This window comes from Stenotrophomonas sp. CASM106 (genome assembly GCF_049384825.1).
Taxonomy (GTDB): Bacteria; Pseudomonadota; Gammaproteobacteria; order Xanthomonadales; family Xanthomonadaceae; genus Stenotrophomonas; species Stenotrophomonas muris.
Genome location: NZ_JBMRFS010000007.1, coordinates 153,399 through 167,856, shown reverse-complemented (window position 1 = coordinate 167,856; position 14,458 = coordinate 153,399). Strand labels below are relative to the sequence as shown.

Genomic DNA, 14,458 nt, shown 5'->3' with positions numbered 1-14,458 from the left:
GCACAGGATAGCCGAGCCTTGGAGGACCCTCGATGAGCGATACCCACCCCGTGGTCCTGATCACCGGCAGCGCGCGCCGGATCGGTGCGGCCATCGCCCGCCAGTTCCACGCCTGTGGCTGGTCGGTGGTGCTGCACGCCAACACCTCCAGCGCCGAGCTGCAGCAGGCTGCGTTCGATTTCGACAACGTGCGCCCGGGCAGCGTGCTGGCCCTGCAGGCCGACCTGCGTGACGCCGACGCCCTGGCCGATCTGGTCGAACAGGCCGTCACCCACTTCGGCCGCCTGGACGCGCTGGTCAACAACGCCTCCAACTTCTTCCCCACCCCGCTCGGCCAGGTCACCGCCGAGGCGATGGACGCGCTGTATGCGGTCAATGCACGCGCGCCGCTGCTGCTGTCACAGGCGGCAGCGCCCTACCTGCGCCGCCAGCAGGGCTGCATCGTCAACCTCACCGACCTGCACGGCACCGACCCGATGCGTGACCACATCGCCTACACCATGGCCAAGGCCGCGCTGGAGATGGCAACGCGCGCGCTGGCGCTGGAGCTGGCGCCGAAGGTGCGGGTCAATGCAGTAGCGCCGGGTGCGATCCTGTGGCCGGAACAGGGCAAGGATGATTTCGCCCGCGAGGCGCTGCTGGCACGCACGCCTTTGGCGCGGATCGGCACCGTCGAGGAGATCGCCGAGGCGGTGTACTGGCTGGTGGCCGAGGCCAGCTTCGTCACCGGCCACACCCTGCGCGTGGATGGCGGGCGTACGGTCAGCTGAAAGGTTGCCGGGGTCCACAACGGGGTCAGATCCCTTTTCCCGGCGGGAAAAGGGATCTGACCCCGTCACTCCAGATCCACCACCTCGAACGCCTCGCCAAACTGCGCGTGCGCGCGCCACAGCGTGGCCAGGTCCTGGCCGCTGACCGGGTCGATGAAGCCCGGCGCGATGTCGGCCAGCGGCTTCAGCACGAACGCGTGCTTCAGCTCCGGCCGCGGGATGCGCAGGTACCCCGGACCTTCCAGCACCAGGTCGCCATAGAACACCACGTCGATGTCCAGGGTCCGGTCGGAGAAGCGCGGCCCGCTGCGGTCGCGACCGTGCGCGTCTTCCAGCGCGTGCAGCCAGTCGTCCAGCTCCTGCAGCGGCAGATCGGTCTCGATCGCCACCGCATTGTTGAGGAAGGCCGGGCCATCGAAGCCGACCGCGGCGGTACGGTAGGCCGGCGATACCTGCAGCGCGCCGAAGCGCTCGCGCAGGGCCGCCACCGCGGCGTGGAGGTAGCGGCGGGGCTGGACATTGCTGCCCAGGCTCAGGAGCACGGTCGTCATGCGGTTCAGGTGGCAGCAATGGGGGCGTGGACATGCCGTCGTCACGGCGGCCTGCCTACAATCCGGGATGCACATGATAGGGCACCGACATGACCTATTGCGTTGGAATCGAGGTGGACGAGGGCCTGGTCTTCGCTGCCGACACCCGGACCAATGCCTCGCTGGACGATGTGCGCGTGCACCGCAAGCTGCACGTGTTCGAGTATCCCGGCCAGGCAGCCTACGTGCTGATGGCGGCTGGCAACCTGGCCACCACCCAGCTGCTGGTGTCGCGCCTGGGGCGCGATGCCGACGAACGGCGCGCGCCCAACCTGCGCGACATGACCCACCTGTTCGAAGCCGCCGAGTACGTCGGCCAGCTGCTGGTGGACAGCCAGGTGCACAGCAACCACAGCGAACATGGCCACGATGGGGTCAATACCCAGGCCACGCTGATCTTCGGCGGGCAGATCGCCGGCGAGCGCCCCGGGCTGTACATGATCTATCCGCTCGGCAACGCCATCGCCGCCTCGCCGGAGACGCCCTACCTGCAGATCGGTGAATCCAAGTACGGCAAGCCGATCCTCGACCGCATCCTCAGCCCGGCCACGCGCCTGGAGGATGCCGCACGCACGGCGATCGTCTCGTTGGACTCCACCATCCGTTCCAACCTGTCGGTGGGCCTGCCGATCGACCTGGCGCTGCTGCGCGACGGCGAACTGCGCATCGGCCAGCAGCTGCGGCTGGGTGCGGATTCCACGCTGTATGCGGACATCCACCAGAACTGGTCGCGGCGGCTGGAACAGGCAGTGGACGCCCTGCCACGCTTCCCCTGGGAACCTACCGAACGGTAGTGCCGGCCGCTGGCCGGCAACCGCGTTGATCCCACCACACAGGGATGCCGGCCAGCGGCCGGCACTACCGCGACATCAGCCCAGCGCTTCGGACACCGCGCGGAACACCTGCTGCATCTGCAGCGGCTTGCGCAGCACGTGCACCTGCACGCCAGCGGGAAATGCATCGGCCGCCACCTCCACCGCTGCGTCTTCCAGCACCAGCGCCGGGCCGCGATAGCCCAGCGTGGCCATCTCGCCCAGCAGCTGGCTGGCCGGCAACAACTTCGAGCCGGCGTCGGCAATCACCAGCGCCGGCATTGCCTCCTGCTGCATCCAGCGCAGCGCCGCCGGGCCATCGGAGGCCAGCTGCAGCTGATATCCCTGGCTTGACAGCGCATTGCCGAGCAACGACAGGCGCGTGGCCTCGCCATCGACCACCAGGATCGACTGGCCACTGCCCAGGGCCACCAGCTGCTCGATCGGCTCACTACCGTCGCTGGCTTCGTGCATCGGCAAGTGCAGTTCGAAGCAGGTGCCCTGCCCCGGCTGGCTGCTGACATGGATGCTGCCGCCGGCACCTTCGACGATGCGCTTGCAGGAAATCAGGCCCAGGCCGGTGCCGTCGGCCTTGGTGGTGAAGAACGGATTGAACAGGTGCGACAGCGTGTCTGCATCCATGCCGATGCCTTCATCGGCCACGCAGATCCGCATCCAGTCCACGCCATCGCGCTGGCCGGCATGGCTGGCGGTCAGGCTCAGGCGACCGCCGTTGGGCATCGCCTGGATCGCGTTGAGCGCCAGGTTCAACATCACCTGCTGCAGCTCGGTGTAGTTGGCATCGACCACCAGGCCTTCGTCCTGCACCTGCAGTTCCAGGCGCACGGCGTCGGGCACGTTGCTGCGCAACAGCAGTGCAACCGCATCGAACAGGCCATCGATCTCGATGCGCTCGCTCGGCTTGCGCGAACCGCGCACGAACGACAGCATCGATTCGGCCATCTCATGGCCACGGCGACCGCACTCGGCGATGACATCGGCCAGGTGGTGCAGCTGCGGATCCTCGGTGCGCGCCTTCAGCAGGTCCGGCATGATCAGCAATGGCTGCAGGATGTTGCGCAGGTCATGGCTGAGGCCGGCAGCAAGCAGCGACAGGCTTTCCAGGCGCTGCGCGCGCATCAGCTCGGTTTCCACCCGTGCACGCTCCACCGCGCTGCGTGCATCGCGGATCGCACGCGCCACCGCCGACGGCAGGCGCGCCGGCAGATGCTTGATGATGTAGTCATTGGCGCCCTTCTGCAGCGCCGCCACCGCGTTCTCCTCACCCATCGTGCCGGAGACGAAGATGAAGGGCACGTCCGGCGAGGTCTCGCGCACGATGCGCAGCGCGTCATCACCGGAGAACCCCGGCATGCTCAGGTCGGACAGCACGATGTCCGGCTGGAACGCAGCCAGTGCCTGGCGCAGTTCCGCCTCGCTCTCGACACGCTCGAAGCGGGCGTCCAGGCCCGCGTCGAGCATCTGTTCGGACATCAGCTCGGCATCCTCTGGTGAGTCTTCCACCAGCAGGATGCGCAGCGCCCCCAGGGCGGGACCGGTCAGGGGCATGGGCTCACTCGAGTTCCGGTGCCTGGTTGATCAACGCCCAGAACTTGCCCAGGGTCTGCACCGCGCCGAAGAACTGGTCCACGTCCACCGGCTTGACCACGTAGGCGTTCACGCCCATGTCCCAGCTGCGGGCCAGATCGCTTTCCTCGCGCGAGGACGACAGGATCACCACCGGCAGGCGCTTGAGTTCTTCATGCTCGCGGATCTGCCGAAGCACTTCCAGGCCATCCATGCGCGGCATCTTGATATCCAGCAGCAGCACCGCCGGCAGGCCTTCCTCGCGATTGGCGAAGGCGCCGCGGCGCAGCAGGTAGTCCATCACTTCCACGCCGTCTTCGACGTGCACGATGGGATTGGCCAGACGCGCCTCTTCCAGGGCATCGATCGCCATTTCGGCATCCGCCGGGCTGTCTTCGGCGAGAAGAATGGTGCGCAGAGTGGTCATGCAGAAGGCCCTTGTTTGTCCGCGTCGATCGCGGGAGGCAGGTAGAAGTGGAAGGTGGCGCCGACGTCCGGTTCGGCCTCGGCCCAGATACGGCCGCCATGGCGGGTCAGCACGCGGCGCACGCTGGCCAGGCCGATGCCGGTACCCGGGTAGTCGCTGGCCTTGTGCAGGCGCTGGAATACACCAAACAGCTTGCCGGCGTAGGCCATGTCAAAGCCTGCACCATTGTCGCTGACCGTGAACTGATGGCCGCCATCGGGCTGCGGCTGGTAGTCCACGCGGATCTTCGCCGGCTCGCGGTTGCCCGAGTACTTCACCGCGTTACCGAGCAGGTTCAGCCAGACCTGGCGGATCATGTTCTCGTCGCCCACCACGATCGGCAGCGGCGCGATGCTCCACTCCACGTGGTGCGCATGGCCGCTGTTCTCGGCCTCGGCTTGCAGGTTGGCATCGAGCATGGCGCGGGTATCGGCCACCAGCGACTGCATGTCCACCGCCTGCTGGCGCATCGCCGCGCGGCCCAGCCGCGAATAGACCAGCAGGTCGTCGATCAGCGCCGCCATGCGCCGGGCCGAACTGGAGATCACCTCCAGGTAATGCCTGCTCTTGTCATCGGCGGCGTCGCCGAGGTGGCGCGACAGCTTGTCGGAGAATCCGGCCACGTGGCGAAGCGGCGCACGCAGGTCATGCGAAACCGAGTAGCTGAAGGCTTCCAGCTCGCGGTTGACCTCGGACACCTGCGCGACCTTGCCCTCCAGCTGGCGGTTCAGCTCTTCCACGCGCAGCTGCACTGCGCGCTGCATGGTGACGTCGCTGATGGTCAGCAGCACCACTTCGTCATCGGTGTCGGGCAGCGGCATGCGCCGTGCGTTGAGCAGCATGTAGCGCACCATGCCATCGGCGGTACGCTGCTCATGCTCGAAGTCCCAGAGTTCGCGGCCACGCGACAGCACATCGGCCAGGCGCTGGCGCACCACCGGATCCCGCCAGGCGCCGTCGCCGATGTTTTCCAGCAGCAGGCCATCGGCGCGCTCGTCCTGCAGGTCATACAGTTCGGCGAACGCCGGGTTGTGCAGCTGCACGCGCAGGTCGCGGTCGAGCAGCACGATCGGTTCGCGCACGGTCTGCAGCACCGACGCCGCGCGTGCGGCCGAGCGCAGCGATTGCCGTTCCGCATGCAGGCGGCGGCCGATCTGCCGCTGCAGCAGCCACAGCACCAGGCCGAGCAGGGCCAGCTGGATCGCCAGCGAACTCCACGACACCAGTTCGGTCTGCTTGCGCTGGCGCGCGGCCTGCTGGGCGCGCAGTGCCAGCAGATTCTGCTCGCTGGCCTGCAGCTCCTCCACCAGGCCACGGATCGGATAACGCGTGCTCAGGTCCTGCACCAGCTCACGCTGGTCGGAGTTCGGTTCGGACCGGGCCAGCTCGCGGGCAAGCGCCATGCGGCCTTCGAGCATCGATTCGATCCGACCAATGCGGATCAGCTGATCGGGATTGTCACGCGTCATCCGGCCCAGTTCGGCCAGGCGCCCGGGGATCTCGTTGGCCTTGGCCATCCGCTCGCGCAGGCCGGGCGCATCCACGCCCTTGGACAGGGTCAGGGCGGCGGATTCGACGTCGCGCACATCGGCCTGCAGCTGTTGCAGCGCCACACCAACGGACTGGGTGTGGTTGACCCAGGCCATCGCCTCTTCGCTGTCCTGCTGCAGTTTGCGCAGGGTCAACCACGGCACCACGATGATCGCGGCAGCCGCCAGCGCCAGGGCCGGCAACCGCCAGCGGTCCCAGATGTCGTCACTGAAAACCAGCGCCATAGTTCCTCGTCAGCACGGCCGCGGAGCGGGACCCGGGACGAGCCCGGCTGCGGCGGAACCGGCAATATAGCGCAGGCAATCACAACTCTGGAGTCCAAAGCGCGGCAGGCTGAACGGGCCCCCGCAGCCGGCCCCATACGCGAGTGGGCGCCCCCTTCGGGGCGCCCACCCTGTTCAACGGTCGGTGGATGCTCAGCGCTTGGCAGCGGCGCTGACCTTAAGCGCGGCGGCATCGACGCGGGTCACGCCCTTGATGCCCTTGGCGGTGTTGACCGCCTTGTCCTTCTCCGCCTGCGTAGCGACGGCACCGCTCAGGCTGACCACGCCGTTCACGGTTTCCACCTTGATCTCGGTGCCCGGAACGTTGCTGCTGGCCAGCAGATCGGCCTTCACCTTGGTGGTGATCCAGGTATCGGTCACCGGCTCATTGGAGTCGTGACGATCAGCATGGGTCGTCGGATGGGTGCTGGTCGGCGGGCTCTTCGCGGCCGGGTCCTTGGCGAATGCGGCCGAGGAGGACAGCGCCAGGCCCAGGGTCAGGGCGGAAGCAATCAGCGTGCGGGTGGTATTGCTCATCGTGTCGTACTCCTTCGGAATGTGCTGCCAGTCTGGACAACCCACCGTAGAGCAGGCGTGGCGTTGCGGTCATGCCGCCGTGAATCGAAACGTTTCCAATGGCAACCGTTCAGTTTTGGACTGCCAGTCCCCGTCGTTTACCCTGCCCTTCCCACTGCCGGAGCCTTGCCATGCGCCCCGACCTGCAACTGGCCCTGATCGGCTACGGCCTCGCCGGCCGCGTCTTCCATGCACCGCTGATCCAGCACACCCCCGGGCTGGCGCTGCACAGCATCGTCAGTTCACAACGCGACACCCTGCTGCGTGCGTTCAGCGATGTGCACGTGCGTGCCACGCCGCAGCAGGTATTCGATGATCCGGCCGTGGATGCCGTAGTGATCGCCACGCCGAACGAACAGCACGCGCCACTGGCCATCGCGGCGCTGGCGGCAGGCAAGCATGTGCTGGTCGACAAGCCGTTCGCGCTGGATGTGGCCGAAGCGGAAACGGTGCTGGCTGCGGCACGCGATGCCGGGCGCATCGCCACCGTGTTCCAGAACCGGCGTTTCGATGCCGACTTCCTCACCCTGCAGTCGCTGCTGGCCGAAGGCAGCTTGGGCGACGTGGCCGAGTGCCACGCGCACTTCGACCGTTACCGTCCGCAGGTGCGCGACCGCTGGCGCGAACAGGGCGGGCCCGGCAGTGGCCTGTGGTACGACCTCGGTCCGCACCTGCTGGACCAGATGCTGGTGCTGTTCGGCTGGCCCGAGGCAATCGATGCCGACCTGGCCGTGCAGCGCGAAGGTGGCGGCGGCATCGATTACTTCCACGCGATACTGCACTACCCACGGCATCGGGCGATCGTCCACGCCGGTTCCCTGGTGGCAGCGCAGACGCCGCACTTCAGTGTGCATGGCAGCGCCGCCAGCTGGATCAAGCACGGGCTGGACGTGCAGGAGGCGCAGCTGCGCCGCGGCGTCGCGCCGGGCGCACCAGGCTGGGGCATCGATCCGCGGCATGGCGAGCTGGTGCGCTGCGATACCGAAGACAACGTGCAACGCAGCACCGTCGACAACCTGCCCGGCGACTATCGCCGGTTGTATGCGCAGTTCGCAGCGGCGATGCACGGCGAGGGCGAAGCCACGGTCAGCCCGGTGCAGGCGCTGCAGCTGATGCGGTTGCTGCAGGCCGGCATGGACAGCGCGCGCGAAGGGCGGCGGATCGCGTTGGGGTGATCGGCAGGGCTGCGCCCTGCACCCGCAGAAACGGTAGTGCCGGCCGCTGGCCGGCAACCTCAACAGCAACAGCAAAAGGCGGCTATCCGTGAGATGGCTCTTGTAGAGTCGAGCCATGCTCGACTGGCTGCATGGGGTCAGAGCCCTTTCCTGCGGAAAGGGATCCGACCCCGATCTGCCTTGGGTCGGATCCCTTCGGCAACGCCGAAGGGCTCTGACCCCACCGCAGTGCTTACGACTTCTTGATGGCGTGGCCACCGAATTCATTGCGCATCGCCGACAGCAGGCGGTCGGTGAACGAATTCGATTCGCGCGAGCGCAGGCGTTCCAGCAGCGACAGCGTAATCACCGGCGCCGGCACATCCAGCGCGATGGCTTCGGCCACGGTCCAGCGGCCTTCGCCGGAATCCTCCACGTACGGGGCAATGCCATCCAGCGAAGGATTGCGCTTGAGGGCTTCGGTGCTCAGGTCCAGCAGCCACGAACGCACCACGCTGCCGTGGCGCCACACCTCGGCCACCTGCGCCAGGTCCAGTTCCATCTCCTGCTTGCGCTCCATCAGCGCGAAGCCTTCGGCATAGGCCTGCATCATTCCGTACTCGATGCCGTTGTGGACCATCTTGGTGAAGTGGCCGGCACCGGACGGGCCGACGCGCCCCCAGCCACGATCTTCGGCCGGGGCCAGCGTGCGCAGCAACGGTGCGATCTGCTCCACCACCGACGCTTCGCCACCGACCATCAGGCTGTAGCCTTCCTGCAGGCCCCACACGCCACCGCTGGTGCCGCAGTCGACGTAGCCCAGATCATCCTCGGCCAGCGCCTTGGCGCGGCGGATCGAGTCCTGGTAGTTGGAGTTGCCGCCGTCGATGACGATGTCACCCTCGGCCAGGTGCGGGGTCAGCTGGCCCAGCGTCTGATCGACGGTTTCGCCGGCCGGTACCATCAGCCACACCACGCGCGGCACCGGCAGCGCGGCCACGGCGGCGGCCAGCGAATCGACCACCTCCAGGCCGGCCTCGGCGGCGCGCTGGCGGGCGCTTTCGCCCGGGTCGTAGCCGACCACGCGGTGGCCGCCGCGATGCAGGCGCTGGGCCATGTTGGCGCCCATGCGGCCGAGGCCGATCATTGCAATATCCATTGTTTCACCTTCAGTTGGGGTCTAGGGTCAGGCTGCCTGGCCTGCCGGTAGCCGCGCAGTGGCGCAGCTGCGCCTCGCGCCAACGCCGGTAGAGCGTGGTATGCAGATTGTGCACCGCCAGGTCGATCGAAAACGGGGTTCGCGGGTTGCGATCGAGCAGGCGGGCGACGTGGTAGCCGATGGGACGTATACCGCGTGGATGCACATAGATCACGAACTGCTGGTAGAACGGATCGTCCAGCAGCTGGTCCATGCGCGCGAGCGTGTCGTGGTAGCGCGGCGCCAGCCGTGCGCGCAACTGCGGATCGCGCTCGAACAGCAGGCGCTCGAAGTAGCGCTGGCCGATGCGCGGGATGTCCTGCGCCAGGTTCCAGAGTTCGGCATTGCGCTGGTCGTACCAGGCCAGGCCGCCGTGCTGCGCCAGGGCCTGCGCAGCGCCCTCGCCCACAGTGACGACCACGAAGTTCTCGGCCTGGTTGCTCAGGTCATCCAGCGTACCGTTGTCGTACACATGTTCGATGAAGCCGGGCACACCCACGAACGCCTGCCGCCCCATCGCCGAGGTGCGCACCGCCTTGCCGTCGGCGAAGAACTCGCCCGCGTGCGCGCCAAGCAGGATGCTGTCGGTGGCGTGCAGCGCGAGGAAGGTGCCGATCGACAGTTCATCCGCTGCGAACTCTGTATCGAACGCAGCATCGCCATACAGCTCGCGCTGGGTGGCCAGCTGCGCGACCTGGCGGCCGACACCGCACTCGGCGCGCACGGCACCGCTGTAGAACGCCTGCAGCGCATGGCTGTTGCCCGCACTGGGCACGAAGCCACGGCCGAAACTGCGCGTACGCTGCCAGCCCTGTGTCGGCGCGCCGCGCAGACCAAAGCCGATCCAGCCCAGTTGTGGGCCGGAGAAACGGAACGTGGCATTGCCCTGCAATGCCGAGGTCGCGCGCCGCGTGGCCGCCCCCAGCTCGAAGGCATAGGCGCAGACCGTGGCAGGGTCTTCCAGCAGCTGCTGCAGCAGTGCCTGTCGTTCGCCTGCAGGCAGATCCGCCGGCCAGCGTACGCGCAGGTCACCCGCTGCCTGTGCCGCGGCGAGCGAGGAACGCGTACACACCGGGCCCTTGTGTACCTGCGGTGCACGCAGCTCGGCATCCTCGAAGCGCCACCCCAACCGCTGCAGCAGGCCCTGCGTACAGTCCGGGGATGGCGCTGCGACGACCCACGCGGGCGCCAGCAGCAGGGCTGCAATCAGCCACCTGCCGCGCACGCTCAGCCCTGGTCCGTGACCGCCGGTGCGGGTGCGGGCTCCGGTGCCGCGGCCGGCGATGGCGACGGCTTGCCCGCCGCGGCCGGCAGGTACTGCTGCAGGCGCTGGAAGAAGCGACGATAGAACTCGGCATCGGTGACCGTGCTGCTGACCACCTTCACCAGCGAGTCGTCGTTGCTGCCGAAGGGCAGCGATACCGAACCCAGCGCTCCCACACCGACACTGGCCGAGGTCGGGCTCTTCTTCAGCGCATAGCGATCCTGCACTGCGCTGACGAACACCAGCGTCTGGCCGCCACGCGGGGCGCAGGAGATGCGCAGCACCAGCTGCTCATGGTCATCCTCGCGCGGCTGGAAGTTCTTGTTGCCTTCCACCTGTGCATCGTCGGAACGGGCGATGGCATAGCCCTGGCTGAGCAGCGTGCGGCGCGCCGCTTCGCAGGCTTCGCCCGGGCGCCCATCGACCGTGCGCGAGAAGGTATCGCCGGAGTCGAAGGACTCGCGCAACACGGTGCTGTCGGCGGCACGGCCACCGCAGGCCGAGAGGATCAGGGCACTGGTGAGCGCCACGGCGGCGCTGGAAAGACGGGAGGCCCGCATGGGTACTCCTGCGAGAACGGAAGCACCAAGGGTAGTCCCACCCCCGTGTGCGGCAGGTCGACATACCCTCCCACGTTGCTCCCGGTTCATGCACGAAAAAGGGGACGGAGGGAATTAAGTCGTTTGTGCCACAAACGACTTAATTCCCTCCGTCCCCTTTTACGACAAGGGGCCGGCAATGCCGGCCCCTCGGGTATTGCATGCCGTCTCCGACTCAGTCCGCCCAGCGCCCCGCGCCGGTGGACTGCGGCAGCACCTGGGCCGACAGCGGGCGGTCATTGGCCAGCAGATTGACCGCGTCAGCGAGGATCGAGGCCGACTCGCGCAGCAGCGGGTCCGGACGCTTTTCAGCGGCCTTCTCACGGGCGGCATCCTTGACGATGTCGCGCTCGTTGCCGGTCAGGCCATCGTCGCTGCTGTCGTCGGCCAGCGGGTCCAGGGCCAGGCCCAGTTCCTTGCGCTGCACCTGGCGCTCCTTGCGCTGGGCGTCCTGCCGCTCGCGCTCGGCACGACGGGTCGCCTCGTTGAGCGAGATGTACTTCTTCGCGGCCTCGGTGCGGAACTGCTCCACGTCCTCGTTCCACCACTGGAATTCCTTGTCAGTGGCGATGCGCGCGTCGTGGCGGGTCTCCAGCTTCGGCAGCAGCGGCGCGAAGTTGCCGTACTGGGTGTGCGGCACGGCGGCGATGCGGGTCCACGGCAGGGCGTTGTCGTAGGTGCTTTCGCCGAATTCGGTGGCATCGACGCTGGCCGGGAAGGCCAGGTCCGGCACCACACCCTTGTGCTGGGTGCTGCTGCCGCTGATGCGGAAGAACTGGGCGATGGTCAGCTTGACCTGGCCGAAGCGCTGGGTTTCGCCGCTCGGCCAGCGATCGAGGTCGACGATGTTCTGCACGGTGCCCTTGCCGAAGCTGGTTTCACCGATCACCAGGCCACGGCCGTAGTCCTGGATGGCACCGGCGAAGATCTCCGAGGCCGAGGCCGAACCGCGGTTGATCAGCACCGCCAGCGGGCCGTCCCACGCCACGCCCTGGTTGCGGTCGCTGTTGACGGTAACGCGGCCACCGGACTCGCGCACCTGCACCACCGGGCCCTGTTCAATGAACAGGCCGGTCAGTTCGATCGCTTCATCCAGCGAGCCGCCCCCGTTGTTGCGCAGGTCCAGCACCACGCCATCCAGCTTGTCGTTCCTGAAGCCGGCCAGCAGCTTGGCGGCGTCGCGGGTGGCCGAAGCGTAGTCAGCGGCATTGCGGCGACGGCCTTCGAAGTCCTGGTAGAAGGTCGGCAGCTTGATCACGCCGATCCTGCGCGCCGGTTCGCCGTTGGCGGCCGGGATGCTCATGGTCTCGCCCTTGGCGGCCTGTTCGGCCAGGCGCACCTTCTGGCGGGTCAGGACCAGCGTGTGGTGCTTGCCGTCCACGCCCTCGGCGGCCGGGATGAATTCCAGCTTGACCTGGGTATCCTTGGCACCGCGGATCTTGGCCACGACGTCGTCGATGCGCCAGCCGATCACATCCTCGACCAGGCCGGACTTGCCCTGGCCAACGCCGACGATGCGGTCCCCAGGCTTCAGGGTGCCGTCCACTGCGGCCGGACCACCGGCGATGATCTCGCGGATCACCACCATGTCGTCCTGCCGCTGCAGCTGCGCACCGATGCCTTCCAGCGACAGCGACATCGCCTGGTTGAAGTTCTCGGCGGTGCGCGGGGTGAAGTAGTCGGTGTGCGGATCAACCGCGCTGGTGTAGGCGTTCATGAAGAACTGGAAGACGTCTTCGCCCTTCAGCTCGTTGACCGACTTCTCCAGCGTCGCGTAGCGCTTGTCCAGCGTCTTGCGGATGTCGTCCGGCTTCTTGCCGGCCAGCTTCAGGCGCAGCCAGTCGTTCTTCACCGACTTGCGCCACAGCTCATCCAGTTCGGCACTGCTGGCCGCCCACGGAACCTTCTTGCGGTCGTATTCGAAGCGCTCGTCGGTGGTGAAGTCCGGCTCCTGCTTGAGCAGCTTGCGCGCATAGGCCACGCGCTCGCCGACGCGCTGCTTGTAGACCGCGAACACCTGGAACGCCGGCTCCAGCTCGCCGCCACGGATGGCCGAAGAGATGTTGGCTTCGAACGGCGCGAAGCGCGCCACGTCGGCCTGGGTGAAGTACTGCTTGCCGCCGTCCAGGGTCTCCAGGTAACGCTTGAACACGTCCTTGGAGGTGGCCTCGTCCAGCGCGCGAGGGCGGTAGGCGTAGCGGCTGTCGGACAACAGGCCGTACACCAGCTTGGAGGTGGTCACCTGATCGGCGGTGGCCGCCGCGGGCAATGCGGGCGAGTCGGCCTTGGCCGCCAGCGCCAGCGGCGCGACCAGCGCCAGGGCCATCAGGAATGCGGGGGCTTTGAATTTCATTGACGTGCTCGAAGGCGCCTTGCCAAGGGGGAGACTGCAGGGTGTTCAGACACCACGACAGTGCCGAAAGTTGCCGGGTTTGTCATCCGGCCGCGCTCGGTGGAAAACCAGCCTAGCCGGGCCGGTGTAGCAAATTGTGAATGCATGCAGAGCCGAGCCCATGCTCGGCTGGCCGGCAGCAGGCAGCCGAGCATGGGCTCGGCTCTACGGCAGGCAGAGGTATGCGGACCAACGGTCCGCACCCACCTCAGGAGACGCCGGCGCCCTTGGCCTGCACGTCAGCGTGGTACGACGAGCGCACCATCGGGCCGGACGCCACGTGGCTGAAGCCCAGCGCGTAGCCGTAGTCTTCCAGCGCCTTGTAGTCCTCGGGGGTCCAGTACTTCAGTACCGGGTGGTGATGCGCGGTCGGCTGCAGGTACTGGCCGATGGTGATCATGTCCACATCGTGCGCGCGCAGGTCGCGCATGGTGGCCTTGATCTGTTCGAAGTCTTCGCCCAGGCCCAGCATGATGCCGCTCTTGGTCGGCACGTCCGGGTGCTGCGCCTTGAAGTTCTTCAGCAGGTTCAGCGACCACTGGTAGTCCGCACCCGGGCGCACGTTGCGGTACAGTTCCGGCACGGTCTCGATGTTGTGGTTGAACACATCCGGCGGGTTCTGCGCCAGGATCTCCAGCGCGCGCTCCATGCGGCCCTTGCCACGGAAGTCCGGGGTCAGCACTTCGATGCGGGTACCCGGCGACTTTTCGCGGATGGCGGTGATGCAGTCGACGAAGTGCTGGGCACCGCCGTCACGCAGGTCATCGCGGTCGACGCTGGTCACCACCACGTACTTCAGGCCCATGTCGGCCACGGTCTGGCCGAGGCTGGCCGGTTCGTTGGCATCCGGCGGCTTCGGGCGGCCATGGGCCACGTCGCAGAACGAGCAGCGGCGGGTGCAGACCTCGCCGAGGATCATGAAGGTGGCGGTGCCATGGCCGAAGCATTCGTGGATGTTCGGGCAGCTGGCTTCCTCGCACACCGTCACCAGGCGGTTCTCGCGAAGCTTGGCCTTGAGGTTCTGCACGGCGTTGCCCGAGGGAATGCGCACGCGGATCCAGGACGGCTTGCGCAGCACCGGCGCGTCGGCGAACTGCACCGGCGAACGGTTGATCTTGTCACCGCCCAGCTGCTTGACCCCGGCCTGCAACGGCGCGGCGGACGGAGAGTCGCCCTGCACGATCTGCAGGGGAATGGAACGGGCGGTGGTTTCAGTCATGGCAGTTCCGGGGGGCG

The 14,458-nt window shown here is 67.4% G+C and carries 13 protein-coding genes; 3 read left to right on the top strand and 10 right to left on the bottom strand.

All coding sequences use genetic code 11. The features are described 5' to 3' along the window. Nucleotides 1-32 precede the first annotated feature (32 nt). On the top strand, nucleotides 33-770 hold the full coding sequence (locus VG556_RS17080) for a pteridine reductase (RefSeq protein ID WP_014648427.1): 738 nt from the start codon (nucleotides 33-35) through the stop codon (nucleotides 768-770). A gap of 65 nt (nucleotides 771-835) precedes the next feature. On the opposite strand, the gene folK is transcribed toward VG556_RS17080, so the two are convergent. After that, on the bottom strand, nucleotides 836-1,321 hold the full coding sequence (folK, locus tag VG556_RS17075) for a 2-amino-4-hydroxy-6-hydroxymethyldihydropteridine diphosphokinase (RefSeq protein ID WP_100450621.1): 486 nt from the start codon (nucleotides 1,319-1,321) through the stop codon (nucleotides 836-838). A gap of 89 nt (nucleotides 1,322-1,410) precedes the next feature. Here folK and VG556_RS17070 point away from each other — a divergent pair, with 89 nt between their 5' ends. Next, nucleotides 1,411-2,154 carry a 20S proteasome subunit A/B gene (locus VG556_RS17070; RefSeq protein ID WP_100450622.1) on the top strand — a complete coding sequence of 248 codons (744 nt, stop codon included), beginning with the start codon at nucleotides 1,411-1,413 and terminating at the stop codon, nucleotides 2,152-2,154. 75 nt (nucleotides 2,155-2,229) lie between these two features. Here the strand turns inward: VG556_RS17070 and VG556_RS17065 are convergent, their stop codons facing one another. The 4 genes from VG556_RS17065 to VG556_RS17050 all read right to left on the bottom strand — a co-directional run bounded on the left by VG556_RS17065 (nucleotide 2,230) and on the right by VG556_RS17050 (nucleotide 6,576). Next, the gene (locus VG556_RS17065) at nucleotides 2,230-3,741 is read right to left on the bottom strand and encodes an ATP-binding response regulator (RefSeq protein ID WP_046432552.1); all 1,512 of its coding nucleotides are present in this window, start codon (nucleotides 3,739-3,741) and stop codon (nucleotides 2,230-2,232) included. Nucleotides 3,742-3,745: 4 nt separating this feature from the next. Continuing rightward, a complete protein-coding gene (locus VG556_RS17060; RefSeq protein ID WP_005411057.1) occupies nucleotides 3,746-4,186 on the bottom strand; it encodes a response regulator in 441 nt (146 codons plus the stop codon). Next, nucleotides 4,183-6,000 carry a sensor histidine kinase gene (locus VG556_RS17055; RefSeq protein ID WP_046432554.1) on the bottom strand — a complete coding sequence of 606 codons (1,818 nt, stop codon included), beginning with the start codon at nucleotides 5,998-6,000 and terminating at the stop codon, nucleotides 4,183-4,185. Before VG556_RS17055 ends, VG556_RS17060 begins: the two co-directional genes overlap by 4 nt. Before the next feature lie 192 nt (nucleotides 6,001-6,192). Next, nucleotides 6,193-6,576 carry a BON domain-containing protein gene (locus VG556_RS17050; RefSeq protein WP_014648433.1) on the bottom strand — a complete coding sequence of 128 codons (384 nt, stop codon included), beginning with the start codon at nucleotides 6,574-6,576 and terminating at the stop codon, nucleotides 6,193-6,195. Between the two features lie 170 nt (nucleotides 6,577-6,746). Between VG556_RS17050 and VG556_RS17045 the strand changes: the two genes are divergently transcribed. Continuing rightward, the gene (locus VG556_RS17045; protein WP_100450623.1) at nucleotides 6,747-7,790 is read left to right on the top strand and encodes an oxidoreductase; all 1,044 of its coding nucleotides are present in this window, start codon (nucleotides 6,747-6,749) and stop codon (nucleotides 7,788-7,790) included. 232 nt (nucleotides 7,791-8,022) lie between these two features. Here VG556_RS17045 and gnd read toward each other — a convergent pair whose 3' ends face one another. The 5 genes from gnd to lipA form a co-directional block, all read right to left on the bottom strand. Beyond that, nucleotides 8,023-8,928: a phosphogluconate dehydrogenase (NAD(+)-dependent, decarboxylating) gene (gnd, locus tag VG556_RS17040; RefSeq protein ID WP_049407863.1), complete on the bottom strand. Its 906-nt coding sequence runs from the start codon at nucleotides 8,926-8,928 to the stop codon at nucleotides 8,023-8,025. 10 nt (nucleotides 8,929-8,938) lie between these two features. Further along, on the bottom strand, nucleotides 8,939-10,192 hold the full coding sequence (locus VG556_RS17035) for a hypothetical protein (protein WP_100450624.1): 1,254 nt from the start codon (nucleotides 10,190-10,192) through the stop codon (nucleotides 8,939-8,941). Nucleotides 10,193-10,194: 2 nt separating this feature from the next. Further along, nucleotides 10,195-10,791, bottom strand: coding sequence for a DUF2242 domain-containing protein (locus VG556_RS17030; protein ID WP_100450625.1), 597 nt, complete (start codon nucleotides 10,789-10,791; stop codon nucleotides 10,195-10,197). 214 nt (nucleotides 10,792-11,005) lie between these two features. Beyond that, nucleotides 11,006-13,183 (bottom strand): carboxy terminal-processing peptidase, encoded by a 2,178-nt coding sequence (locus VG556_RS17025; RefSeq protein WP_100450626.1) that lies wholly within the window; start codon nucleotides 13,181-13,183, stop codon nucleotides 11,006-11,008. 247 nt (nucleotides 13,184-13,430) lie between these two features. Further along, nucleotides 13,431-14,441 carry a lipoyl synthase gene (lipA, locus tag VG556_RS17020; protein ID WP_049408083.1) on the bottom strand — a complete coding sequence of 337 codons (1,011 nt, stop codon included), beginning with the start codon at nucleotides 14,439-14,441 and terminating at the stop codon, nucleotides 13,431-13,433. Nucleotides 14,442-14,458: the final 17 nt, after the last annotated feature.